The 23,885-nt window shown below is 71.5% G+C and carries 19 protein-coding genes; 11 read left to right on the top strand and 8 right to left on the bottom strand.

Going from position 1 to position 23,885, the window contains the following annotated elements; translation table 11 throughout:
• Window positions 1-147 precede the first annotated feature (147 nt).
• From ACZ7L4_RS26940 to ACZ7L4_RS26925, 4 genes are all read right to left on the bottom strand, one after another.
• The gene (locus ACZ7L4_RS26940) at window positions 148-2,511 is read right to left on the bottom strand and encodes a GH92 family glycosyl hydrolase (RefSeq protein WP_472106422.1); all 2,364 of its coding nucleotides are present in this window, start codon (window positions 2,509-2,511) and stop codon (window positions 148-150) included.
• A 218-nt stretch (window positions 2,512-2,729) separates the two neighbouring features.
• A complete protein-coding gene (locus ACZ7L4_RS26935) occupies window positions 2,730-3,128 on the bottom strand; it encodes a DUF3592 domain-containing protein (RefSeq protein ID WP_472106421.1) in 399 nt (132 codons plus the stop codon).
• Window positions 3,129-3,189: 61 nt separating this feature from the next.
• A complete protein-coding gene (locus tag ACZ7L4_RS26930) occupies window positions 3,190-4,092 on the bottom strand; it encodes a class I SAM-dependent methyltransferase (RefSeq protein WP_472106419.1) in 903 nt (300 codons plus the stop codon).
• Window positions 4,093-4,136: 44 nt separating this feature from the next.
• Complete coding sequence (locus ACZ7L4_RS26925) at window positions 4,137-5,033, bottom strand: NADP-dependent oxidoreductase (RefSeq protein WP_472107364.1); 897 nt, start codon at window positions 5,031-5,033, stop codon at window positions 4,137-4,139.
• A 155-nt stretch (window positions 5,034-5,188) separates the two neighbouring features.
• On the opposite strand from ACZ7L4_RS26925, the gene ACZ7L4_RS26920 reads away from it, so the two are divergent.
• The 4 genes from ACZ7L4_RS26920 to ACZ7L4_RS26905 all read left to right on the top strand — a co-directional run bounded on the left by ACZ7L4_RS26920 (window position 5,189) and on the right by ACZ7L4_RS26905 (window position 10,048).
• Window positions 5,189-5,602: a winged helix-turn-helix transcriptional regulator gene (locus ACZ7L4_RS26920; RefSeq protein WP_472106418.1), complete on the top strand. Its 414-nt coding sequence runs from the start codon at window positions 5,189-5,191 to the stop codon at window positions 5,600-5,602.
• A gap of 274 nt (window positions 5,603-5,876) precedes the next feature.
• Window positions 5,877-7,379 (top strand): flavin-containing monooxygenase, encoded by a 1,503-nt coding sequence (locus ACZ7L4_RS26915; protein WP_472106417.1) that lies wholly within the window; start codon window positions 5,877-5,879, stop codon window positions 7,377-7,379.
• Between the two features lie 40 nt (window positions 7,380-7,419).
• Complete coding sequence (locus tag ACZ7L4_RS26910; RefSeq protein WP_422412797.1) at window positions 7,420-8,388, top strand: AurF N-oxygenase family protein; 969 nt, start codon at window positions 7,420-7,422, stop codon at window positions 8,386-8,388.
• Between the two features lie 52 nt (window positions 8,389-8,440).
• Window positions 8,441-10,048 carry an FAD-dependent oxidoreductase gene (locus ACZ7L4_RS26905; RefSeq protein ID WP_472106415.1) on the top strand — a complete coding sequence of 536 codons (1,608 nt, stop codon included), beginning with the start codon at window positions 8,441-8,443 and terminating at the stop codon, window positions 10,046-10,048.
• 47 nt (window positions 10,049-10,095) lie between these two features.
• Here ACZ7L4_RS26905 and ACZ7L4_RS26900 read toward each other — a convergent pair whose 3' ends face one another.
• Entirely contained in the window at window positions 10,096-10,785 is a 690-nt protein-coding gene (locus ACZ7L4_RS26900) for a TetR/AcrR family transcriptional regulator (RefSeq protein ID WP_450811194.1), read from the bottom strand.
• Between the two features lie 205 nt (window positions 10,786-10,990).
• On the bottom strand, window positions 10,991-12,850 hold the full coding sequence (locus ACZ7L4_RS26895) for a chloride channel protein (protein ID WP_472106413.1): 1,860 nt from the start codon (window positions 12,848-12,850) through the stop codon (window positions 10,991-10,993).
• Window positions 12,851-13,270: 420 nt separating this feature from the next.
• On the opposite strand from ACZ7L4_RS26895, the gene ACZ7L4_RS26890 reads away from it, so the two are divergent.
• Both ACZ7L4_RS26890 and ACZ7L4_RS26885 read left to right on the top strand, forming a co-directional pair.
• The gene (locus tag ACZ7L4_RS26890) at window positions 13,271-13,882 is read left to right on the top strand and encodes a MarR family winged helix-turn-helix transcriptional regulator (protein ID WP_472106411.1); all 612 of its coding nucleotides are present in this window, start codon (window positions 13,271-13,273) and stop codon (window positions 13,880-13,882) included.
• A gap of 32 nt (window positions 13,883-13,914) precedes the next feature.
• Window positions 13,915-14,529: a YdcF family protein gene (locus tag ACZ7L4_RS26885; protein WP_472106409.1), complete on the top strand. Its 615-nt coding sequence runs from the start codon at window positions 13,915-13,917 to the stop codon at window positions 14,527-14,529.
• 32 nt (window positions 14,530-14,561) lie between these two features.
• Here ACZ7L4_RS26885 and ACZ7L4_RS26880 read toward each other — a convergent pair whose 3' ends face one another.
• A complete protein-coding gene (locus ACZ7L4_RS26880) occupies window positions 14,562-16,904 on the bottom strand; it encodes an ATP-binding protein (protein WP_472106407.1) in 2,343 nt (780 codons plus the stop codon).
• A 425-nt stretch (window positions 16,905-17,329) separates the two neighbouring features.
• On the opposite strand from ACZ7L4_RS26880, the gene ACZ7L4_RS26875 reads away from it, so the two are divergent.
• Both ACZ7L4_RS26875 and ACZ7L4_RS26870 read left to right on the top strand, forming a co-directional pair.
• Window positions 17,330-17,767: an SsgA family sporulation/cell division regulator gene (locus ACZ7L4_RS26875; RefSeq protein WP_472106405.1), complete on the top strand. Its 438-nt coding sequence runs from the start codon at window positions 17,330-17,332 to the stop codon at window positions 17,765-17,767.
• A gap of 95 nt (window positions 17,768-17,862) precedes the next feature.
• On the top strand, window positions 17,863-18,543 hold the full coding sequence (locus tag ACZ7L4_RS26870) for an AroM family protein (protein ID WP_472106403.1): 681 nt from the start codon (window positions 17,863-17,865) through the stop codon (window positions 18,541-18,543).
• A 26-nt stretch (window positions 18,544-18,569) separates the two neighbouring features.
• Here ACZ7L4_RS26870 and ACZ7L4_RS26865 read toward each other — a convergent pair whose 3' ends face one another.
• Window positions 18,570-19,346 carry an IclR family transcriptional regulator gene (locus ACZ7L4_RS26865; RefSeq protein ID WP_472106401.1) on the bottom strand — a complete coding sequence of 259 codons (777 nt, stop codon included), beginning with the start codon at window positions 19,344-19,346 and terminating at the stop codon, window positions 18,570-18,572.
• A 258-nt stretch (window positions 19,347-19,604) separates the two neighbouring features.
• On the opposite strand from ACZ7L4_RS26865, the gene ACZ7L4_RS26860 reads away from it, so the two are divergent.
• Genes ACZ7L4_RS26860 through ACZ7L4_RS26850 form a run of 3 tightly spaced genes read left to right on the top strand, consistent with a single transcriptional unit; the run spans window position 19,605 to window position 23,853 of the window.
• Complete coding sequence (locus ACZ7L4_RS26860; RefSeq protein WP_472106399.1) at window positions 19,605-21,257, top strand: OPT/YSL family transporter; 1,653 nt, start codon at window positions 19,605-19,607, stop codon at window positions 21,255-21,257.
• Window positions 21,258-21,317: 60 nt separating this feature from the next.
• Entirely contained in the window at window positions 21,318-22,382 is a 1,065-nt protein-coding gene (locus tag ACZ7L4_RS26855) for an S-methyl thiohydantoin desulfurase domain-containing protein (RefSeq protein ID WP_472106397.1), read from the top strand.
• Entirely contained in the window at window positions 22,375-23,853 is a 1,479-nt protein-coding gene (locus ACZ7L4_RS26850) for a M20/M25/M40 family metallo-hydrolase (protein WP_472106396.1), read from the top strand. The genes ACZ7L4_RS26855 and ACZ7L4_RS26850 overlap by 8 nt, the downstream gene beginning before the upstream one ends.
• Window positions 23,854-23,885 lie beyond the last annotated feature (32 nt).

The raw sequence follows: 23,885 nt of genomic DNA, 5'->3' as shown, positions 1-23,885 counted from the left end.
CATGAGATGCGTCATCTGCGTCATCACCTTTGATCACCGTGCCAGCGCACCATTCGGAGCACGGCCGGCACAAGCGGATTTCGCAGCAAGCAGCCCGAGAGCGGGGGCGCGGCTCCCCATGAACGAGAAGCCGCGCCCCGACCACCGTCAGTCCCCGGCCACCGCCGGCGGCGCCACGCCCGTGCCCCAACTCGTCGGCTTGTCCGAGAGCTTGATGCCGATCGTGCCGGAGTCGAGCAGTTCCTTGTGGGAGAGCCAGCTCTTGCGCAGCGGAGTGCCCTTGCCCGTGGTCACGGACGAGACGTACTGGAGCTTCGACGCGTCCGCGCCCGGAGCCGCGATGCTGATCTTGCGGCCGCCCGCCGGACGGATCTCGACCTTGTCGAACATCGGGGCGGAGAGGACGTACTTCGCCGAACCGGGCTGGACCTCGAAGACACCGGCCATGGCGAAGACGAGCAGCGACGACGTGGCGCCGAGGTCGTCGTTGCCGGGCATGCCGTACGGGTCGTCGGTGAACAGCGTCCGCATGGCCCGCAGCACCGAGGAGGTCTTCCACGGGGTGTCGGTCCACGCGTACATCCACGGGGCGTGGAAGTCGGGCTCGTTGTTCGGGTTGAACGCGAAGTTGTTGTGGTAGTCGTACGCGCCCGTCACCCAGGAGTCCTTGGCGGCCTTGGCCGGATCGCTGAGCACCGTCGGCATGTCGAAGAACTTGTCGAGGCGCTGCTCGGCTGCCTTCTTGCCGCCCATCAGGCCGTAGAGCCCCTGCGGGTTCTGCTGCGCGAACCACTGGTACTGCCAGGCCGTGCCCTCGTGGAAGGCACCGGACTGCGTCGGGTCGGTGTCACCGGCGGCGCTGCCGTCCGCGTTCCGAGTCACCGGGAAGCCGGTGAAGCCCTGCGAAGTCACCTTCGAGTCCCACAACTTGGTGAAGTTGTCGCAGCGCGAGGCGAGCGTCGCGGCCTTGTCCTTGTGGCCGAGTCCTTCGGCCATCGTGGACAGGGCGCAGTCGCCGAGCGCGTACTCCAGCGTGGCCGAACCCGCCTGGCGGCTGTCGCCGAACTTGTAACCGGGCAGGTCCTGGTAGCCGACGAAGCCGTTCTTGACGTACGTCGGGTTGCCGTCGCGGCCACGGAAGGTCGACTGATCGGACGGCACCTCGTTGACGTTCTTCCACAGCGCGTCGAAGAGCTCGCGCGACGTGCGGTCGTCGAGCAGGCCGCGGTTGTAGAGGTCGACGATGAACGGAGTCACCGGGTCGCCGCTCATCACGTTCGTCTCGCTGTTGCCGAGACCCCAGCGCGGCAGCCAGCCGGCGTCCTTGTAGATGTGCAGCAGGGACTTGGCCATGTCGGCGGCCTTGTCCGGGTGCAGCAGCGCCACCAGTTGGTTCTGAGAGCGGTACGTGTCCCACAGCGAGAACATCTGGTAGTACGTGGAGTCCGAGCGGTGCACCTTGTCGTCGAAGCCGCGGTAGCGGTTGTCGACGTCGGACCCGATCGAGGGGTGCAGCAGCGAACGGTACAGGGCGCTGTAGTACGTGCGCTGGTCGGCGGTGGAGCCGCCCGCGACGCGCATCCGGTTCAGCTCGGACTTCCAGGCGTCGTGCGCACCGGAGCGGGCCCGGTCGAACGAACTCGGCTGCTCGGCACCGCGGTTGAGGCGCGCGCCGTCCACCGAGGTGTAGGACAGGCCCACGGAGGCGCCGACCTTGTCGCCCTTGGCCGGGTCGAACGACAGCCAGGCACCGGCGCGCTTGTCGCCCCGCGATGCCTCGCGCTGGTTCGGGGTGAGCGTGCCGTCGCTCCAGGTGCCGAACTTCGCGAACGACCGGTCGAACTTGGCGCTGAAGTAGACCCGGTAGCGCTCCTTGCCGGTCTCCCCGCAGAAGTTGCCGCCCTGGACCCAGCCCTCGACGGTGTTGTCGCCGACGACGTTGATGTCTCCGGCGTAGGTGCTGCCGTTGCTCTCCCCTGCCTCGATGAGGACGTTCTCCGCACCCGAACCGCTGGGGAAGGTGTAGCGGTGCTGGCCGGTCCGCTGGGTCGCCGACAGCTCGGCCTTGATGCCGTTGTCGAACTTCACGCCGTAGTAGCCCGGCGACCGGGTCTCGTTGTCGTGACTGAACTTCGCGCCGTACTGCGCCGGATCGGACGAGGTCACCTCGCCCGTGGTCGGCATGAACCGGATGTTGCCCATCGTCTGGCAGCCGACACCCGACAGGTGCGTGTGGCTGAAGCCGAGGATGGTGTCCTGCGCGTAGTCGTACGAGGCGTACTTGTTCAGCTGTGTGTCGGGGCTCAGCTGGACCATGCCGAACGGGGTGGCGGCGCCGGGGAAGGTGGTGCCGTCGCCATTGTTCCCGATCGAGGTGTCGACGAGGCTCGTCGGGTCCGCGGCGAAACCGGGCCCGGCTTCCCGCGCGCTCGCGACCCCGGGCGTGAGGGTCGCGGCGGCCACCGTGGTGACGACGAACGCGGCGGTGACCGTGCGTATCAGTGATCGCAAGGGGCGCGGCGAGCGCCGCGATGCGAGGGACCTCAGCGGTCTCGGTGAGTTCTGCGAGGTCGGTGACGGCGACGCTCTCATCGCGACCCTTTCCTTAGACAACGTTGTCGGTGCGGTTCCTTTCGATCTTTGTCGCGAGGGAGGGGGTACGTCAATGGATGGGGCCGCAGAGGCTGTTGGGGAGAGGTGTTCTCGGCCCGATGGGAACGGCGGCTCGCTCAGCGGCCGGTGACCAGCAGCCAGACGCCGACGGCCGTGAACAGCGCGCCGCCCCCGAGGAGGGCGGTGACCTCGCCGACGCGGCGGCCGGTGAGGTCGATGCGCGCGGACTGCGGGGCGTCGGGCAGGTAGCGCACCGGGACGCCGCCGCCCACGGGCAGGCCCTTGACGCCGGACGAGCCGGCCTGGAAGGTGTGCCGGCCGCCGTACGTGTCGACGAACTCGACCACCGCGAAGTGGACCGGGCCGCCGTGTCGTCCGACGTCGCTCCGGTGGTGGCGGACCACCAGGCCCCCGGCGCGGACCCCCTCCCGCTGGAGGCGGTACTGGACCACGGCCTCACGGACGCCGAACCCGAGGACGGCGAGACCTGCCAGGAGGCACATCGCGATCCACATCGTGGTGTCCTCCTCCCTGCCGTACGAGCGTCGTTGGTGTCTGTCGTCCGAGGGGGAGACGCTACGTGGGGCGGGGGTGGTTCCTGGTCGCGGCCGTCTCCGCCACCGCCACCCGGCCCGAGCGCAGCGAGGCCCGGCCCCGCGCCGGACTGCCGAGTGACTCCGCGAGCGTGAGAAGGGTGTCGTCCGACGTCACCGACCAACCGTGTTCCGCGAGGAGCGTCTCCAGTTGCCCCGGCTTCCACAGCGAGCGCCACGGCTCGCCCGCCGTGACGGAACTGCGGAGCACGCGCGTGAGGAGGCGTCCCGCGGTCGCCTTCGCCGACGGGGCCTGGTAGTTGACGACGAGCGTGCTGCCGGGAGCCGTCCGCGCGGTGAGCGTGGCCACCGTCGCGCGGACCTCGGCGCGCGTGAGGTAGGGGACGACGCCCTCCCACAGCCAGGTCGTCGGAGCGGACGGGTCGTGCCCGGCGGCGGCCAGCGCCGCGCCGAGGTCGTCCACCGCGAAGTCGACGGGCGTGAACCGTACGGAACGGGCCGCGGGCGACGGCTCGGCGGCCGCCGCGAGCCGGTCGCGCTTGTCCTGCTGGGAGGCGGGGTGGTCGACCTCCCACACGTCCGTCCGCGCGAGTTCGGCCAGGCGCCAGGCGCGGGTGTCGAGACCGGCGCCGAGGATCACCAGCTGGCCGGACGGACGGGCGCGCAGGGCGTCGTCGATGGCCACCGTGCGGGGCACGGCCACCTCGACACACGCCCGTACGCTCTCGTACGTCATCCGGGCCTGCCAGTCCTTCGGCGGTGTGCCCGCACGCACCTCGTCCACGGGCACCCGCTCGGCGTCCCGCAGCAGCCGTGCCGCCACCGGGTCCGCGAACCTGCCCGCGCCGGCCTTACCGTCCGCGGCCGCCCGGCCCTGGCACACCAGTACCGCCGTCCGGCTCGCGGCACGCCCACTCTCGCTCATGAGGTCGTATTCAACCGCACCCGCCGTCGCCGGAGGCGAGCGGTTCAGGGGACGAGCACGAGCCGCCCCCGCAGTCCGCCCTCCGCGAGCCGTGCATGGGCCGCGGCGGCGTCGGCCAGCGGGAAGAGTTCGGCGACGCGGGGGAGCAGTGTGCCGCGGTCGGCGAGGTGGGACAGGTCAGCGAGCTGGGCGCCGTCGGCGCGTACGTCCAGGGCGTGGACGCGGATGCCGCGCTCGGGGAACGGTTCCTGGCCCGGCCATACGCCGACGTAGGCGCCGCCGTCGCGGACCGGGGCGAGGGCCGCGTCGCCCAGCACGGCGGCGTCGACGACACCGTCGAAGGTGGCCGGAGGCGGTGTCTGCTCGCGGGGCAGGAAGGCGTCGGCGCCGCGCGAGCGCAGGAACTCCTCGTCGCGCGCGGAGGCCAGCGCGGTGACCGTCAGGCCGCGGTGGCGCGCGAGCTCCACGGTGTGCGCGCCGACCCCGCCCGCCGCGCCCGTGACCAGCAGGCTCTGCCCGGGCTCCAGCGCGGCCAGGTCCAGCGCCTGCGCGGCGGAGAGCGCGTTGAGGGGCAGAGCCGCGGCATGCGCGTCGTCCAGCGTCGTCGGGGCGGGAGCGACGGCGTCCGCGTCGAGGACCGCGTAGTCGGCGTGGGTGCCCAGCGGAGTGTGGTGTCCCGTGGCCAGGCCGATGACGCGGTCGCCGGGGGACCAGGGCGCGCCCGGGCCGACGGCGTCGACGGTGCCCGCGACGTCCCAGCCCGGACCGATCCGCTCGCCGTCGCCGCCGAAGACGCCCGCCCGCATCGCCGCGTCGACCGGGTTCAGCGCGGCCGCGGCCACCTTGATCCGGACCTGTCCGGAGCCGGGCTCGGGCACCGGGACCTCCGTGATCTCGACTGCCTCGGGCCCGCCGAAGCGGGACACGGTCGCGGCACGCATGAGCATGTCTGTCCTCCTGGGATGGGCCGGCCCGCGGGAGAGGTGCCGCGTGGCCGTCGGTCAACTGTGGTGCGCGACCCCACCCTGCGCCAGCATGGAAGCCCGTACAAAAGGCACACCCGTGTAAGCAAGGCGGAGGGAAGGGCAGGCGCACGATGACGCGCGACCCCCGGGCGGACGACCCGCCGCCCCGGACCGGGCCCTGTGCCCGCTGGCCCGCCGAGCAGGGCGAGACCCTCCGGCAGATCGTCGAGCGGGCGGGCAACAAGTGGGCCGTGCTCGTGATCGGCACGCTGGAGGGCGGCCCCGTGCGCTTCACGGACCTGCAGCGCTCCGTCCCGGGCGTCTCCCAGCGGATGCTCACCCTCACCCTTCGCCAGCTGCGCCGCGACGGCCTCGTCACCCGCATCTCCTACCCCGAGGTGCCGCCACGGGTCGAGTACGAGCTGACCGCGCTTGGCGCCTCGCTGCTCGACGCGGTCACCGTCCTGGTCGACTGGGCGGGCACGCACCACGACGAGATCGCCGACAATCGTGCCCGTTTCGACGGCGGCCCCGACCCGAGCTGACCGCCGCACCCCCGTCACCGCGACCACCAGCGACAACAGGGCGCCCGCCGCCAACTTCTGTGCCGGGCGCGGGGGTTCGGCCGAAAACGCCGACCTCTTTGTGTGACCCACGTCACGTTACCAACGGTATCTGAAACAGAGTGTCGCAGGTAAATTGCGGGTACCGCGCAGATGAGAACCACGTGTCTGAGTACCGCCGGCGCCCCGAGCGGCGCCGAACCCTCCGTCCCTGTCTCTCTCAGGGGCTCACGAGCGAGAGCGAGGACCCTCCGCGATGGAGCAGCAGCACGTCGACGTCCTGGTCATCGGTGCCGGAATCTCCGGCATCAGCGCCGCGCGCCATGTCCTGCGCGACAACCCCAGGGCCTCGCTCGTCGTACTGGAGCGCCGCGCCCGCGTGGGCGGCACCTGGGACCTCTTCCGGTACCCCGGCATCCGGTCCGACTCCGACATGCCCACCTTCGGCTTCGGCTTCCGGCCCTGGACCGACGCGCGCATCCTCGCCGACGGAGCGCGAATCCGCCAGTACGTGGAGGACGCCGCCACCGACGGCGGCGTCCTGGAGCGCACCCGCTTCGGCCGCCGCGCCCTCAGCGCCGACTTCTCGCACGAGACCGGGCGTTGGACCGTCGAGGTCGAGGACGAGGGCACCGGCGAGCGCGAGTCGTACAGCGCGGGCTACCTCGTCGGCGCGACCGGCTACTACGACTACGACAAGCCCTACCGCCCCGAGTTCCCGGGCGAGGCCGTCTACCAGGGCACGCTCGTGCACCCCCAGCAGTGGCCCGAGGACCTCGACCACACCGGCAAGCGCGTCGTCGTCATCGGCTCCGGCGCCACCGCCATCACACTGCTGCCCGCGATGGCCGACAAGGCCGAGAGCGTCACGATGCTGCAGCGCTCGCCCACCTACGTCCTGGCCCTGCCGGAGGTCGACCCGCTCACCTCCGTCATGAAGAAGCTGCGCGCCCCCGCCCGGCTGACCCACAAGGTCGTCCGCGCCCGCAACATCGCACTGCAGCGCGGGAGTTACGCCTTCTGCCGCAAGTACCCCCGCCTCGCCCGCAAGGCGCTGCTCGGCCTCGTGCGCGCCCAGGCAGGCAAGGGCGTCGACATGCGCCACTTCAGCCCGAAGTACAAGCCGTGGGACCAGCGCCTGTGCGTCGTCCCCGGCGGCGACCTGTTCAAGGTGCTCAAGCGCGGCAGGGCCGCCATCGCCACCGACCACATCGACACGTTCACCGCCGACGGCATCCGCCTGAAGTCCGGCGAGGAGCTCAAGGCCGACATCGTCGTCACCGCGACCGGCCTCACGGTCCGCCTCATGGGTGGCATGGACCTGACCGTGAACGGCGTCCCGGTGGACGTCACGAACTGCGTCCTCTACAAGGCCGTGCTGCTCGAGGGCGTGCCCAACATGTCGCTCGTCATCGGCTACACCAACGCCTCCTGGACCCTGAAGGCGGACCTGGCGGCCGACTACACCGCCCGCCTGCTGTCGCACATGCGGAGCAACGGACACGACATCGCCACCCCGGTGGCCTCCGACGCCGACCGCTCCGAGTTCTCCGTCATGGGCGAGGCGCTGACCTCCGGCTACATCGCCCGCGCCGACAAGGTCATGCCGCGCCAGGGCACCCGAGACCCGTGGCGGCTGTGGAACAACTACTACCGCGACCGCGCCATGCTCCGAGACGCCGCCATCGACGACGGCCCGCTGCGCTTCGAGAAGGCGGGCAGGACGGCCGAGGTCAAGGAACCGACCCGCGCCGCCTGACCGTTCGCCCAGCCCCTACCAACGACAATCGAGGACGAAGATGACCCCGAAGCTGTCCAGGAAGGTCTACGACGAGCGCCTGCGGACCTTGTCCGAGGGCTCCGTCAACGTCAACTTCAACGCCTTCATCGACATCAAGTGGGACGACCCCGAGTTCGCCGTGGACACGAGCGACACCCGCTGGGTGCTCACCTCCGCGGACGCCCTGGGCGCCCACCGCTGGTACCAGGAGCAGCCGCTGGAGACGCAGATCCGGATCGGGATCTGGCGCTGGGCGGTCATCGCCAAGGTGGGCATGCAGTTCGAGAACCTGCTCATGCGCGGGGCGCTCGACTACATCTACCAACTGGGCAACCAGAACCTGGAGTTCAGGTACCTCACCCACGAGATCACCGAAGAGACCCACCACACCCAGATGTTCCAGGAGCTGGTGAACCGCACCGGCGTGGACACCCCGGGCGGCAAGCGCTGGTTCCGCCAACTCAGCCGCGTCCTGCCGCTGTTCGGCTCGCTCTACCCCGAGGCGTTCTTCACCGGCATCCTCGCCGGCGAGGAGCCCATCGACCACCTGCAGAAGGGCGCCCTGCGCAGCGGGGAGCCGGTGCACCCGCTGCCGCAGCGGATCATGCAGATCCACATCGCGGAGGAGGCCCGGCACATCTCCTTCGCCCACGAGTTCCTGCGGCTGCGCGTCCCGCGCTACGGCAAGGCCCGCCGCGGCGCGCTGTCCGTGCTCTTCCCGCTGATCATGCGGATTCTGTGCGACGTCATCATGATCCCCGACAAGAAGTCCGCCGAGCTGGTCGGCATCCCGGACTGGGTGATCAAGGAGGTCTTCTGGAAGTCCGAGGCCGGCCAGAAGATGCTCCAGGAGCTCTTCTCCGACGTGCGGATGCTCGCCCAGGACATCGGCCTGATGAACAAGGTGTCCCGGCCGCTGTGGCGGGCCCTGCGCATCGACGGCCGCCCGGCGCGCTTCCGCGGCGAGCCCGCCCCGCTCACCGACTGAGCCCCTCCCGCACCACCCTTCCCTGAACCGCCCGAACGGAGACCAGCCCGCCGTGCCGTACGCCGTCACCCGATCCTGCTGCGCCGACGCCTCCTGCGTGCTGGCCTGTCCGGTCAACTGCATCCACCCCGCCCCGGGCGAGCCCGGCTTCGCCACCGCCGAGATGCTGTACGTCGATCCGCGCACCTGCGTGGACTGCGGCGCCTGCACGACGGCCTGTCCGGTGGACGCGCTCAAGCCGCACACGGCCCTCAGCGAGGCGGAGTTGCCGTTCCTGGAGCTGAACGCCTCCTACTACAAGGAAAATCCGCACGACGACCGCGCACCCATGTACGTCGTGCCGAAGCAACGCACCCTCCCGCAGGGCGAGTTGTCCGTGGCTGTCGTCGGCGCGGGGCCCGCCGGGCTCTTCGCCGCCGACGAGCTGCTGCGCCACCCCGGCGTCCGCGTCACCGTGTACGACCGGCTGCCCACCCCGTACGGCCTCGCCCGGGCCGGAGTCGCACCCGACCACCAGGACACCAAGCAGGTCACCGAGCTGTTCCGGACCATCGAGTCACAGGCCGGCTTCAGCTACCGGCTCGGCGTCGAGGTCGGCGCCGACCTCACCCACGCCGACCTGCTGCGCGAGCACCACGCCGTGATCTACGCGGTGGGCGCGGCGACCGACAAGCGGCTCGGCATCGAGGGCGAGGACCTGCCCGGCAGCGTCTCCGCCACCGACTTCGTCGCCTGGTACAACGGCCACCCCGACCGCGCCCACGACGAGCACCGGCTCGACACCGAACGCGCCGTCGTCATCGGCAACGGCAACGTCGCCCTCGACGTCGCCCGCATCCTCACCGCCGACCCGGACGCCCTGGCCCGCACCGACATCTCCGACCGCGCGCTCGACGCGCTGCGCGACAGCAAGGTCCGCGAGATCGTCCTCCTCGGCCGCCGAGGGCCCGCACAGGCCGCCTTCACCGTGCCCGAACTCCTCGCGCTCTCCGCCCTCAAGGACATCGACGTGAGCATCGAGGGCTGGCCCGAGGGCCTGGCCCACGACACCAACGAGAAGACCCGGCTGCTGGCCGAACTGGCGACGCGCACCCCGGTCGAGGGCCGCCGCCGCATCACCCTGCGCTTCCTCGCGGGACCGGCGCGCCTCATCGGCGAGGACCGCGTACGGGCCCTGGAGATCGCCCCGACCACCCTGCACACCGACGAGGACGGCACCGTGCGGGCCCGGCCCACCGGCGCCACCGAGACCCTGGAGACCGGCCTCGTGCTGCGTTCCGTCGGCTACCGTGCGCGGCCCGTGCCAGGACTGCCCTTCGACGAGGACAGCGCGACCGTCCCGCACGAGGCCGGCCGGGTCGAGCCCGGGGTCTACGTCGCGGGCTGGATCAAGCGCGGCCCGACCGGGTTCATCGGCACCAACAAGACCTGCGCCCACGAGACCGTCGAGTCCCTCCTCGACGACTTCGCCGCGGGCCGCCTCCCGCAGCCGGAGCCCGGTGCCACGGCGGCGCCCGACGCGCTCGGCCTGGCGGAATGGCAGGCGATCGACCGTACGGAACGGGCGGCGGGCGAGGCCCAGGGCCGCCCCCGCGTCAAGCTCACGGACGCCGAGGCGCTGCGGCGGGCCGCGCGACCCGCCCCGGTCGCGACCGCCTGACACACCCTGCGCTGCCGGCCGGTCGACCCCGGTCGGCAGCGCCGCGCTCAGACCCCTTCCACGTCCGACACCCGCTGCTGCGGCGTCAGCTCCACGCCGAGGTCGCGCAGCGTCGCCTCCAGCACGGCCCACACCGAGCGGCACAGCATGGCGCGCAACTCGTCCTCGGTCTGCTCGCGTTCGGGATCGCGCATCCACTGGTTGACCGCGGTGTCCACGAACCCCACGATGCCGACCGCCACCGAGCGGATCGGCGCCCCCTTCACCCCGAGCGCCGCCAGTACGTCACTGAACCGCTCGCTCAGCATCAGCGCGATGGCCGTCTTGGTGTCCGCCACCAGCGAGCCGTCCCCCATCGCGTGCTCGGCGACGCCCATGTAGGCGTACAGGCGCGGATGTTGGGCCACCCAGTCCAGGTGCGCGCCCACCACACGGTGCACGGACTCCTCGACGGTGCCCTCGAAGCTGAGCGTGGGCTCCATCCGTTTCACGAACGACTCCACCACCCGCCGACGGATCAACTCGTCGAACGAGGCGCGGTCCTTGAAGTGCCGGTAGAGCACGGACCGAGGCAGCCCCACCCGCTCCGCCAGGCGCTGCATCCGGAAGTGCGCGCCCTCCTCCTCGATGAGCGCGACAGCCGCGTCCACCAACTCCACCTGACGCTGTGCCTTGTGCCCGTCCCAGCGGGTGGAGCGTCCATCGATCTGCGGCGCACCGCCGGTTCTCTCCGCCATCCGTCCAGGATATCGGCCCGATCCGAACACATAAGCAGGAGAGCGGCCGGAGTCGTGCGGCGCGTGGGAGCCACACTCTCCGGCCCCAGCGGCGCGTTTGCGCCGGTTCGGCCGCTCGGTGTGGAAACGTTCCTTCTGCAAGGTGGTCGCCGCCGGGGACCTTCCGCCCCCTCCTGGGCCCCGGCGGCGCTTGCGTCCGAGCGGCCTACTTCACGGCCTGCACCGCGGTTCGCCCGCGCAGGAACGTGCGCTCCACGTGCTGCTCCTCGTAGAGGTCTACGCGGCGGGCCTCCAGGAGCTGGCTGAGGCTCAGGACGCCCTCGACACGGGCCGGTTCGTCGCGTGGTGTGACCACGACGCGGGTGACATGGTGGGCGGCCATCCGGTTGGCGACCGTACGCAGGGTCTCGTCGGGGTGGGCGACGACGGGCGGCCCGGCGAGGGAGCTCAGCGGCCGGGTGTCGTCGAGCCCGGCCCGCAGCACCTGGTCCGAGGTGACGACGCCGGTCAGGCGGCCCGCGCCGTCCAGGACCGGGAAGAGCCGCTGGGCCGGCACGCCCGACGCGTCGTGCTCGTCGCGCAGGGTGCGCAGCCGGGCGGCGGTCGTGTCGACGCTCGCGTCGGCGTGCAGGGTGAGGGCGGGCGGCGCGGTGTCGAGCTGGCGCACGAGATGGACCTCCAGCGGGTCCACGGAGTACTCGCGGGTGAGGTGCAGTCCGCGGCGTGCGATCTTCTCGGTGAGCACGGACCTCTTGAGGATGATCACGGAGAGCAGGTACGCGGAGGAAGCGGTGATCACCATGGGGACAAGGGCGTTGACCTCATGGGTCAGTTCGAGGCAGAAGACGATGCCGGTGAGCGGGGAACGCATGACACCGCCGAGGACACCGGCGAGCGAGACCAGGGCCCAGAAGCCGGGGCTGACGGCGGGGAAGACGAGCCCTTCGGCGGCCCCGAGCGCCCCGCCGATCATGAACATGGGGGCGAGCACACCGCCCGATGTGCCCGAACCGAGCGACAGGCCCCAGATCAGGGTCTTGACCACGAGGATGCCGATGATCAGGCCGACCGTCGCGCGGCCGGTCAGGAGCTGGTCGATCACGTCGTAGCCGACGCCCAGCGCGCGCGGCTCGACGAGCCCGCCGAGGCCGATGACCGTTCCGCCGATGGCCGGCCACCACATCCAGTGCAGCGGGATCCGGGCGAACATGTCCTCGGAGAAGTACACGAGCCAGGTGGCGACCAGGGCGAGGAGCCCCGCGCCGATCCCGGCGACGACGCACAGTCCGTACGCGGACAGCGGCAGCCGGTCGGGGACATGGGCGCCGGCGAAGAGGGGAGCGGTGCCGAGGATCGGGCCGCGCACGAGCGTCGCGGTGACGGCGCCGACCGCGACCGGTATGTAGGAGCGCGGCCGCCACTCGAACAGCAGTAGTTCCACGCCGAGCAGGATCGCGGCGAACGGGGCGTTGAACGTGGCCGCCATGCCCGCGGCAGACCCCGCCACCAGCAACGTCTTGCGTTCGTCGGTGGTCACCCGCAGGAACTGGGCGAGGATCGAGCCGACCGCGCCGCCGGTCATGATGATGGGCCCCTCGGCGCCGAACGGGCCGCCCGTCCCGATGGACACCGCGGACGAGACGGGCTTGAGGACGGCGATCCGGGGCTGGACCTTGCTGCGGCCGACGAGGATCGACTCGATGGCCTCCGGCATCCCGTGCCCGCGGATCTTCTCCGATCCGTAGCGCGCCATCACGCCGATGACGAGCCCGCCGACGATCGGCATGAAAAGGATCAGCCACCAGTGCGAGGTGGTCGCCGGTGTGGTGTCACCGAAGGAGAGGCGGCCGTGGAAGCAGAGGTTGGTGAACAGGGCGATCAGCTTGAGCAGGCCCACGGCGACCAGCGCCGCCGCGGCCCCGACGGGCACGGCCAGCGCGGCGATCACCGCCACGCGCGGCATGACGTGGAAGTCGCCGAGGTGCGGGATCTTGGAGTGGGCGTGGGGAGTCGGCTGTGCGGCGGCAGGCTCATGGGGAGCTCTGGCGGCTGTGGGCGTGGCCACGGAGCCTCCGATTTCATGGTGCGGGAGCGGGTGTGAGCGGGCAGGAACCTCCCGCCGTGCGGGCGCGCGCGAGCGGCCCGTCGGCTCGCGGCCGGGCGGGGGCAGGGGCGGGCGTCATTGCCCGGGGGAGGAGCGGAAGGGCGAGGGCTTTCGGGTGTGGTGTGTGCGGGGGAGGAGGTCAGTCAGTTCTCGTGCCGCACACGGGCGGAGTCCACCCGCCCTGGGCGCAAGATGCGCACGTGGTGGCAAGCCGAATCGCGAACTCGGCCTCCCATCCATGACCACAGCTCAGGCAGACGAACGAATATCCTCGATGTACGAGTTCACTGCTCACGGCCATCACTTCCTCGAACCGGCCCCGCCATTCCGATGCGGGGCGGGCATACGCCGAGAGTAACATTGCAGACTGCAATAGTGAACATGGGTGATGTGGAGAGAGTGGCAGCGGTGGACGGTCTGACCAGGCGTGACGACGACGAACCGCGACGCGTGGACGAAGCGACGCCGCAGGACGTCGACGAAGCGACGCCGCAGGACGTCGACGAGGAGACCAAAGAGGTCACCGAGACGGTCATGGCCGCGTCCCGGCTCCTGGTCGCCCTGTCGGCCCGCGCCCTCGCCTCGGTCGACGCCACGCTGACGCTGCCGCAACTGCGCACGCTGGTGGTGCTCGACCGGTGCGGGCCGGTCAAACTCGCGGTGCTGGCCGCCACGTTGGGGGTCAACGCGTCGACCGCCCTGCGCATGGTGGACAAGCTGGAGGCCGGCGGCCTGGTCGACCGCAAGGCCAACCCGGCCAACCGCAGGGAGGTCGTCCTCCGGCTCACGCCTTCCGGCGCCACCCTCGTACGCCAGGTGCTCGACCACCGCCACCGTGAGGTCGCCGCACTCGTCGGCACCCTCCCCGTCGGGGTCCGCGCCGGGCTGGTCGAAGGGCTGCGCGCCCTGACCGAGGCGGCGGACGATCTGGCGGTGGGTCCGGGGGCCGCGGGTCGCGCGGCCGACGGCCTGCCGTCCGAACCCGGCTTCTGACCCGGACTGCCGCAGCCCGTTAGGGTCGCCGCATGCGACGGTGGACGGGTCTGGTGGCTGCGGGGACGGCCGTGCTGCTCTGGAGCGAATGGCTCAACCGACGCTGGTCGCGAACGCTGGTGGGGAGCCCCGAGCGCGAGGCAGGATCCGAGGCCGTGATCGTGCTGGGCTTCCGCAACCCCCGGCCGACGGCGAACTTCGTCAACCGCTGGCGCGTGCGCGCCGGGCTGCGCTCCGTGTCCACCGGGGACGCGTGCGACACGACCGTGATCTTCAGCGGTGGCGCGGTGGCCGGGAGCGGCGCCACGGAAGCCCGGCTGATGGCCGACTACGCGAAGTCGGTACTCGCGTTCGACGGCACGGTGCTCCTCGAGGACCGGTCCACGACGACGTGGGAGAACATCACGAACGTGATCCCCCTGCTAGAGGGCACCGACCGTATCAAGATCGTCTCCCAGCCGGCGCATGCGCTGAAGGCCCGCGCCTACCTGCGACGGCAGCGCCCCGATCTCGCCGAAAGGCTGGTGCGGGCGGACGACTGCCGCCCGGGCGAGTGGCTGGTCGGCAAGCCGCTGCTGGCGTTGTACGGGCTCTGGACCCTCCGCGCCCTCACGCCCCAAGAACGGCAGACCTCCGCATCCGTATAGACGGCCGCAGTATGCCTCTCACTCCCGGTCGCCTACTCTCCGGTCCCCGCCGTCGCGAGCTTCACCGCGATGCGGTTGCGGGAGCTGATGCCGAGCTTGGAGAGGATGCGCTCCATGTGGGCGTCGACCGTGCGGCGGGAGATGAAGAGCCGCTCGGCGATCTCCCGGTTCGACAGGCCGTCCGCCGCCAGGCGTGCCACCTCGTGCTCGCGGCGGGTCAGTGACTCCCCGGAGCCCGCCCTGCGCTGGCCCGGCAACTCCGCGGGTTCCAGGACGAGTTCGTCCTCGCCGGTGAGCGCCGCCGCGAACAGGGCCTCGCGCGGTGCGGTGGCGCCCAGCTGCCACAGGTGCTCGTAGACGTCGCCGCCCAGGCCCGAACGCGTCGCCTCCGCCGCCATCCGGTGGTTCTCCACGGAGACCGGCGCCCCGCTCAGCAGCTCGCCGCCGGTCGACTGCCACAGCGCGTCGGAACCGCCGAACAGCCAGGCGGCCCGCCGGTGCCGGCCGTCCCGGGCCGCGGCCCACGCCATGATCTCCACCGCGTAGCCGCAGCCGATCACGTCGCCGAGCGCCGCCTTCAGCGGAAGCGCCTCCTTCAGGGCTGCCTCGCTCGCCCCCGGGTCCCCCTTCGAGTAGTGGCTCAGCCCCACGATGGTGTGCACGAAACCGCGCAGCCAGCACTCCTTCGAGCCGGCGCCGAGCCGGGCCAGCCCCTGGCCGCTGCGCTCCAGGGCGAGATCGTCCTGCCCCGAGAGGTGGTACTGGTACCCGGCCTGGACGTCCAGGCAGACCAGGCCGATGAGGTCGCCGAGCGCCGCGAGCCGCTCATGGGCGGCCACCCCGGCCCGCTCGGCGCGGTCGAAGTCGCAGGCGAACGTGTACGCACAGTGCAGATACAGCCAGCCGCGGGCCCGGATCAAGGACTCGCCGAGCCGGTCGGCGATCTCGATGCCCTCCTTGATCTCCGGCACGGCACCCACAGGGTCGCCCTGGAACGTCTTGATGTACCCGCCGACGACCAGTGCCCAGGCCCGCTCGGGTGTCGCGCCGGGAAAGGCCGCCGCGGACTTCTGCTGCCAGTACCGCCCCTCCGTGAGAAGCCCCGTGATCTGCCAGTACCCCCACAGCGCCCCGGCGAGCCCGGCCCCCTTCTGCTCCCGGTCGCCGCGCCCGAGCGCGTACTCCAACGCAAGGCGGATGTCCGGGTGTTCACGGCGCAGCGCCTGGACGCGCGGCATCTGGTCGTCGTCGATGAAGTGCCGGTCGAACTCGTCGGCCGCCTTGACGTAGCGGGCCAGGTGCCGGTCGCGGGCCGCGGTCTCCTCGCCCGACGCGGCCAGCTTCTCCGCCCCGTACTCGCGCAGGGTGTCGAGCATCCGGTAGCGGGTGGCGCCGTCGGCGCCGGTGCCGGGCCCGAACTCGTCCACCCGCTGCACCACCGACTTGTCGACGAGGTCGATGAGGACCTCCAGCACCTCGTCCGACCCCAACTCGCCGAATCCGCAGACCTCTTCGGCGGCCGAAAGGTCGAAGACGTCACCGAAGACGGAGAGCCGCGCCCACAGCCGCTGCTCGCGGGCGTCGCACAGGTCGTGGCTCCAGTCGATCGTCGTACGCAGCGTCTGATGGCGCGGCAGCGAGGTGCGGCGGCCGCCCGTCAGGAGCCGGAAGCGGTCCTCCAGGCGGTCGATGAGCTGGTTCAGCGGTACGGCGCGCAGTCGGACGGTGGCCAGTTCGATGGCGAGCGGCATGCCGTCGAGGCGGCGGCACAGCCGCACCACGGCGTCCCGGCTGGCGTCGGTCACCTCGAAGCCGGGGACGACGGCCGCGGCCCGCTGCTCGAACAGCGACACCGCCTCGCCGCCCGCGTCCGACACGCCCAGCGGCGACAGTGGGAAGGTGTGTTCACCCGGCACGTCCAGCGGCTGTCTGCTGGTCGCCAGGACGCGCACGCCGTCGGTCTCGCGCAGCAGGACGTCCACGAGCTCGGCGCAGGCGTCCACCAGGTGCTCGCAGGTGTCCAGGACGACGAGCGCGGGTGTCTCCCGCAAGTGGTCGAGCACCACGTCCAGTTGCGGCCGTCCCGACTGCTCGGGAAGGTCGAGGCAGGCGGCGAGGGTGTGCGGCAGCAGGCCGGGGTCGCGCAGCGCGGACAGTTCCACCAGGCACACCGGCGCATCGGCCCCGGTGGTGCGGCCCGCGAGCGCGCGGAGCGCGAGCCGGGTCTTGCCGACACCGCCGGGGCCCACCACCGTGACGCAGCGCTGCGAGTCCAACGCCGCTCCCAACTGGGTCAATTCAGGGGCCCTGCCGATGAAACCGGTGAGTTCACGGGGGAGTTCGCCGGGACGGCGCCGCACAATGCCGAACGTCATGCAGCGGATTGTCCCGCGAGTGCGCCCAGTGGGCGGCGGGATGCGCGAAGGACCATACGAACAAGTGAATCGCGGCGTACGATCCGCTGCCACGGTCAGACGTGTGTGCTCACCGCCGGTCGTCCAAGTGCTCCACGATCGCATCGTGGCACGCGTCCTCGGGGTCGACCTGAACGGCCGAGAGCGTGATGTCCCCGCTCTCCTTGTCCTTCTGATCGCGCGCGGCGGTTCATCGGGGTCGGCTTCGGTACCCCGGCATCCTACGAGGGTGTTGGCGCAGGTGTGCGAACGGTCGAACAGGTTGCGTGGGGTTGATGGTCATCGGCGACTATGCCAACGGCACTTCTGACTCCGTATCTAAGTTAGTTCGAGCGTCGTTCTACGGCTCGTTCCGCGACGCGTCCACGGGGAAGGGGATGATCAGGATGGGTCCTGACAGGGGCAGCGAAAGGCAGCTCGAAGCGACGGTACGAGGACTCGCCTTCGCGGCGGACGGCGGCGCGTGCGAGCCGTGCGACGTCGTGCTCCGCTACAGCGAGGACGATCCGCTGGTCGTCGCGGTGACCGTGTCGCGGCGCGGCCGACGGGCCGAACACCGGGTCATCTCACGGGACTTGCTGTCGGACGGCCTGTCAGGCCAGGCGGGCATCGGCGACGTGACCGTGTGCCCGGTCGTCGACCCCGACGGCCCGCCCGGAGTACTGCTGCGGGCCCGCGACACGGGGCGTACGCTCCGCGTCCGCATCGGCCACCAGGCGCTGCTGCTCTATCTGGCGCGCAGCCACGCCCTGATCCCGTTCGGCAGTGAGGTGCGCCCCGGCTGGATCGACAAGGGGATCGAGGGGCTGCTCGCGCCGCGGTGACGGCAGTCGGTCGAGGGTTCCCTCAGCTGCACTCGCATGTCTATCTTTCTGGAACCCACTCTCACATTCTTGAACTCAAGGGGGTTTCAGAACACATGCGAAACGTCGGCTTTCTGACCATCGGCCAGGCGCCGCGCCCCGACCTCAGTGCCGGGATCGAGGCGGCACTTCCCGGCACCGTGTGCGTGCGGCACGCCGGCGTGCTCGACGGACCCGACCCGGCTCGGGCGGCGGAGCGGCTTGCCGCCACACCCGGTCGACCCACCTTGATCACCCGCCTCGCCACGGGGGCCACGGTCACGCTTGACGAGGCCGCCGTGGGGGAGGCCCTGCAAGGGCGATTGGAAGCGCTCGAGGAGGACGGCGTCGACGCCGTGGTGCTGTTGTGCACCGGCGCGTTCCCGGCGCTGCGCACCCGGCGCGCACTGCTCGTCGAGCCGGACGCCCTGCTGACCACCTACGTCCGTGGTGTGTTGGGCGGTTTGCGGGTGGGTGTGATCGTGCCGCTGCCCGAGCAGGTGGCTGCGGCCCGCGAGAAGTGGCGGGGGGTCACGCCGAGGCCGGAGTTCGCCACGGCATCACCGTATGTCGCGGATCAGGCTGAATTGCTGCGTGCGGCGCGGGAGTTGGTGGGCCGTGGTGTCGGGGCCCTCGTCCTGGACTGCATGGGATACGCGGACCGGCACCGCGAGGCGCTGCGAGCGGGCGGGGTTCGGGTGCCTGTCCTCACGTCGAGCGGGATCACCGGAGCGATGGCCGGCCCGCTGCTCGCGTAGGGATCTGCGAGGGCGGGGCCACGGGTTCAGCCTTCGTCGGCGACGAAGCGCAGCCAGTACGGGTCGCCGATGCGTTTGCCGACGCGGGCGGCTGCCTCTCGTACCGCCCTGCCGAAGCGCTCGGTCGTCTCGTCGCGCAACTCCGGGGCCGGCAGGGCGATGCCGATGCCGAAGACCTGGCCCGTGTCGTTGTCGAGCACGGCGGCCGAGATGCCACCCACGTTCTGCACCCACTCGCCCCGCGAGACGTCCCAGCCGTCGACGCGGATCCGGGCCAGCGCGGCGACCAGCTCCTTGCGGGTCCGCGGGGCCGTCCCGGTCGCCTGCTCGAGGCGGGCGTCGACGAGCCGCATGACCTGCGCGTCGTCCAGCCGGGCCAGCAGCGCCCGGCCCATCGACGTGGCGTACGCGGGCGCCCGGGTGCCCGCCGGTGTGTACGCCTGGAGGGCGCCGGCCGTACCGATGCGCATGTGCAGCACCAGCGACTCGGCCCCGTCGAGCACATCCACGTACCCGGTGTAGCCGGTGTCGGTGACGAGGCGGGCGGCCTCTTCCTCCAGTAGGGAGACGGTGCCGCGCGAGGCCCGGAAGTGGTACGAAGCCTCCATGATCAGGCCGCCGGGGCGGTAGGCGCGGGTCAGCGGGTCGCGGTCGAGGAAGCCGTACTCGGCCATCATGCTCAGCGTCCGTGACACCGAGCTCTTGGGCAGCCCGAGTTCGGCCGCGACATCGGTCACGGTGACATCGCGCTGCAGGTGCGCCATCAGGCGCAGCACGTCCCGTGCGTTGGCGAGTGTGCTCACCGGTTCCTGTGCCTCCCCCGATCGGTTTCCGGGTCCGATCGTATGCGCTCGGGCGGTGCCGTCCGCACCGCCCCGTCGCCGGGCCCGCGAGCGGCCCACATCGTGAGAACTCCCCGTAGGGGCTTGACGGGGCGCCCGACAGCTATGAATGATCCAGGTCCAGATATTTGGATCTGGTTCCAGATTATAGAACTCTACAGTTCCGCGACTCCGCAACCACGCCAGGTCGCCGAGCGGCGCCGACCGTCAGGAGCACCCATGAGCAGCAACGCCGACACCGCGCGGCCGCCCACGGCCGACGCCGGGGGCACGAACGATGTAGGCGGTGCCCCGCGCCGCCATCCCCGCGCGCTCGCCCCCGGCAATCTGGTCCTGACCGTGGTGCTCAGCGTGTTCGGCGCGATCGTGGGCGTACAGCTGCTCGCCACCCTCGGCGTCACCCCGAGCACCTCGCTGATCGGTGCCCTGGCCGCGATGACGCTCGCCCGCGTCCCGCTCGTCGCCTTCCGCGGCTTCCGTTCGGTGCACGCCCAGAACCTGGCGCAGACGAGCATCTCCTCAGCCACCTTCGGCGCGGCCAACAGCCTGTTCCTGCCGATCGGCATCCCGTTCCTGTTCGGCCTGGACAACATGATCGTGCCGATGCTCGTCGGCGTCTCCGTCGCGATGCTGGTCGACGCCTGGCTGCTGTACCGGATGTACGACACCCCGGCCTTTCCGGCGAGTAACCCGTGGGCCCCGGGACTCGCCGCCGCCGAGGCCATCAAGGCGGGTGACGAGGGCGGCCGGCGCGCAGGGGTGCTCGGGCTCGGCCTGGTCACGGGGCTCGCGGGCGCCGCGTTCGCGCTGCCGATGTCCGCATTCGGTGTCGCCCTGATCGGCGGGCTCGCCTCGATGGCCGCGTTCGGCGCGGGCCTGCTGATCATCAGCTACGCCGAGCCGCTGTTCGGCCTCGACCTGAACGCCATGTACCTGCCGCACGGCATGATGATCGGCGCCGGCCTGGTCGCCCTCGTCCAGGTCGGCCGCACGGTCCTCAAGGCACGCAAGGCGACCACCGCGTCCACCACCGCGTCCGCGTCCGCCACCCCCGACGACGGCGCCCGGCGCCTCGGCAAGTCGCTGCGCCTGGGCTTCGGCGCCTACCTCGCCATCTCGATCCTGCTCTCGCTCGGCACCGGCATCGTCACGGACATGAGCGTCGGCATGCTGATCGCCTTCGTCCTCTACGCCACCGTGGCCGCGTTCCTGCACGAACTGCTCGTCGGCATCGCCTCCATGCACTCCGGCTGGTTCCCCGCCTTCGCGATCGCCCTGATCACCCTGCTGATCGGCATCCTCGTCGGCTTCCCGCCGGAGGCCCTCGTCGTCCTATCCGGCTTCACCGCGGCCACCGGACCGGCCTTCGCCGACATGGGCTACGACCTCAAGGCCGGCTTCCTGCTGCGCGGCGAGGGCGCCGACCCGGCGTTCGAACTGGAGGGCCGCCGCCAGCAGCTGATCGCCGCGATGGTCGGCTTCGGCATCGCGATCGTCGTCGTCGCCGTCTCGTACCAGATGTTCTTCGACAAGGGGCAGACCGCCCCGATCGACGCCGCGTACGTCGCCGCCATCAAGGCGGGTCCCTCCGTGGAGACGGCCAAGCAGCTGGCCCTGTGGGCGATCCCCGGCGCGATCATCCAGCTCATCGGCGGCTCGAAGCGCCAGCTCGGCATCATGCTCGCCACCGGCCTGCTGATCACGACGCCGATGGCCGGCTGGATGGTCGCCGCGGGCCTCGCCGTCCGAGTCCTCGCGCCGCGCGTCCTGGGCCCCAAGGCCAAGGAGAACTTCGAGATCTTCGCCGGCGGAGCCATCGCGGGCGACGCGCTCTATTCGTTCGGCAACGGCGTGTGGACGGCGACGAAGTAGCCCTCCGCGCAGCCCCCCCCCGGCACCACCCGTACACCCAGAACGACCCAGGAGACCCCTGTGAAGCGACAGTTGACGCACGACGACCTGACCGCGGCCGTCTACGGCGGAGCCGTGCTCGGCGGCGGAGGCGGCGGATTCGTCGAGCGGGGCCTGCGTACCGCCGAACTCGCCCTGCAGGTGGGCGCGCCCGAACTGTGGAGCGCCGACGAGTTCGCCGACGACGCCCTGACCGCGACCGTCGCCCTGGTCGGCGCGCCGGCCGCGCCCGACCCGCAGGTGCTGCCCACCCACCTGCTGCGCGCCCTCGAACTGCTGCGCCGCGACCTGCCGGCCCCACTGGTCGCCATCCACACCAACGAGAACGGCGCCGAGACCACCATCAACGGCTGGTTCCACTCTGCGATGACCGGCCTGCCCGTCATCGATCTGGCCTGCAACGGCCGTGCCCACCCCTCCAGCCAGATGGGCGCGATGGGCCTGCACGCGCGCGAGGGCTACCGCTCTTACCAGGGCTACGCGGGCGGCAAGCCGTGCACGTACGTCGAGGGCGCCGTCACCGGCACCCTCGACGCCACCTCCAACGTGGTCCGCCGTGCCTCGGTCGAGGCGGGCGGCTGGGTGGGCGTGGCCCGTAACCCGGTCGAGGTCGGCTACGCGCGGCAGCACGGCGCCCCCGGAGCCATCGGTTTCGCCATCGAACTCGGCCGCCGCTTCCTGACGGAAGGCCCCGCGGGCGCCGCTGCCCACCTCGGCGGCGAGATCGCGGTCACCGGCACGGTCCGCGAGTACCGCTGCGAGACGCGCGAGGGCCTGGACGTCGGCGTCGCCGTCCTGGACGACGCGGCGGGCACCGAGCTGCACTTCGTCAACGAGTACATGACCTTCGAGTCCGGCGACGAGCGCAAGGCCGCCTTCCCCGACCTCATCACGACGTTCGACGCGGCCGGACAGCCGCTCGCCTCCGCCGACGTCGAGGTCGGCAAGGAGATCTCCGTCCTGGTGACCCCGGCGGCGAACCTGCTGCTCTCCTCCACAATGCACACGCCCGAGCTGTACGCGCCGATCGAGGAATTGCTCGGCTTCCCGTTCGCCCCGGCCGCGAAGGTGCTCGCCGATGCCTGAGCAGGCACGCTCCGCGGACCCCGCCCTCGTACGGGACTTCTGCGCGACCCGCTGGGACGAGGAGGTGCTCCCTCTGGTCCGGGAACACGTCCGCGTCCCGGCGGTGAGCCCGGCGTACGACCCGCAGTGGGAGTCCCACGGGTTCCTGGACCGGGCCGTGGAGGCCGCGGCGGCGTGGCTGCGCTCCGTGGACGACCTGCCGGGCCTGCGGGTCGAGGTGCTGCGCGCGCCGGGACGTACGCCGCTCGTCTTCTTCGAGGTCCCGGGCCACGGCTCGACCGCCGAGGAGACCGTCCTCTTCTACGGTCACCTCGACAAGCAGCCCGAGGGTGAGGGCTGGGCCGAGGGCCTGTCCGCCTGGGAACCGGTCTTCGACGGCACCCGGCTGTTCGGCCGGGGCGGCGCCGACGACGGCTACGCGCTGCCCGCCGCCCTGACCGCGGTCCGCGCCCTCGCCGCACAGGGCGCGGCCCGCCCGCGCTGCGTCGGTGTGTTCGAGGCGGGCGAGGAGTCGGGTAGCCCCGACCTCGACCACTGGTTCGCCGAACTGGCCCCACGCATCGGCGAGATCGGCCTCGTGGTGTGCCTCGACTCCGGCGCAGGCGACTACGAACGGCTGTGGCTTGTCACGTCGCTGCGTGGCCACTGCGGCGGCACGCTCGACGTGCGCGTCCTCGACGATGGCGCGCACTCCGGCGACGCGGGCGGCGTCGTCCCGTCGACGTTCCGCATCGTGCGCCATCTGCTCGACCGCCTGGAGGACAGCGCGACGGGAGACGTGCTGGTCGAGGACCTGCACTGCGAGGTGCCCGACGAGCGTCGCGCCCAGATCGCCGAGGCGGCGGACCTCCTCGGCGACCAGGTCTGGCAGCGCTTCGACTGGCATGAGGACGAGACCGGCCACAGCACAGGCCCCGTCACCCACGACCCCGAGGAACTGTTGCTCGCCCGCGCCTGGCGCCCCAGCCTGGCGGTCACCGGCGCGGACGGACTGCCCCCGATCTCATCGGCGGGCAATGTGCTGCGCCCACACACCAGGCTCAAACTCTCCTTCCGCCTGCCCCCATTGGTGGACAGCGCGACGGCGCTCGCGGAGGTGACACGCCGCCTGGAGGACGCGCCGCCGCACGGCGCGTCGGTCCGCTTCACACCGGACCGGATCCTGGCCGACGGCTGGCACGCCCCGCCCGAGCGGCCCTGGCTGCGCGAGGCACTCTCCGCCGCGAGCCGCGCCTGCTTCGACGGGGCGGACGCGGCCCGTATCGGCCAGGGCGGCACGATCCCGCTGATGGGCCAACTGAGCCGACAGTTCCCCGACGCCCAGTTCCTGGCCTGCGGAGTCCTCGGCCCGGGCGCCAACGCACACGGCCCGAACGAGTCCCTGCACGTGCCGTACGGGAAGCGGCTGACGGCGTGCCTGGCGTTGACGGTGAACGCGTTCGCGTCGAGGCCGGCGGGCGCTGCGCACTGACGCCCGGAGGAGCGGGGTGCGGCGCGTATCGT

The organism is Streptomyces sp. NPDC107575 (assembly GCF_055657265.1).
Note: the sequence above shows the minus strand (reverse complement) of the source record. Positions and strands in the feature narration are given on the sequence as shown.

What these genes read in the sequence shown, in the direction of transcription:
- ACZ7L4_RS26935 (WP_472106421.1), bottom strand. Translation starts at nt 3,128, where the DNA reads ATGTGGATCGCGATGTGCCTCCTGGCAGGTCTCGCCGTCCTCGGGTTC.
- ACZ7L4_RS26930 (WP_472106419.1), bottom strand. Translation starts at nt 4,092, where the DNA reads ATGAGCGAGAGTGGGCGTGCCGCGAGCCGGACGGCGGTACTGGTGTGC.
- ACZ7L4_RS26925 (WP_472107364.1), bottom strand. Translation starts at nt 5,033, where the DNA reads ATGCGTGCCGCGACCGTGTCCCGCTTCGGCGGGCCCGAGGCAGTCGAG.
- ACZ7L4_RS26920 (WP_472106418.1), top strand. Translation starts at nt 5,189, where the DNA reads ATGACGCGCGACCCCCGGGCGGACGACCCGCCGCCCCGGACCGGGCCC.
- ACZ7L4_RS26915 (WP_472106417.1), top strand. Translation starts at nt 5,877, where the DNA reads ATGGAGCAGCAGCACGTCGACGTCCTGGTCATCGGTGCCGGAATCTCC.
- ACZ7L4_RS26910 (WP_422412797.1), top strand. Translation starts at nt 7,420, where the DNA reads ATGACCCCGAAGCTGTCCAGGAAGGTCTACGACGAGCGCCTGCGGACC.
- ACZ7L4_RS26900 (WP_450811194.1), bottom strand. Translation starts at nt 10,785, where the DNA reads ATGGCGGAGAGAACCGGCGGTGCGCCGCAGATCGATGGACGCTCCACC.
- ACZ7L4_RS26890 (WP_472106411.1), top strand. Translation starts at nt 13,271, where the DNA reads ATGGGTGATGTGGAGAGAGTGGCAGCGGTGGACGGTCTGACCAGGCGT.
- ACZ7L4_RS26885 (WP_472106409.1), top strand. Translation starts at nt 13,915, where the DNA reads ATGCGACGGTGGACGGGTCTGGTGGCTGCGGGGACGGCCGTGCTGCTC.
- ACZ7L4_RS26880 (WP_472106407.1), bottom strand. Translation starts at nt 16,904, where the DNA reads ATGACGTTCGGCATTGTGCGGCGCCGTCCCGGCGAACTCCCCCGTGAA.
- ACZ7L4_RS26875 (WP_472106405.1), top strand. Translation starts at nt 17,330, where the DNA reads ATGGGTCCTGACAGGGGCAGCGAAAGGCAGCTCGAAGCGACGGTACGA.
- ACZ7L4_RS26870 (WP_472106403.1), top strand. Translation starts at nt 17,863, where the DNA reads ATGCGAAACGTCGGCTTTCTGACCATCGGCCAGGCGCCGCGCCCCGAC.
- ACZ7L4_RS26860 (WP_472106399.1), top strand. Translation starts at nt 19,605, where the DNA reads ATGAGCAGCAACGCCGACACCGCGCGGCCGCCCACGGCCGACGCCGGG.
- ACZ7L4_RS26850 (WP_472106396.1), top strand. Translation starts at nt 22,375, where the DNA reads ATGCCTGAGCAGGCACGCTCCGCGGACCCCGCCCTCGTACGGGACTTC.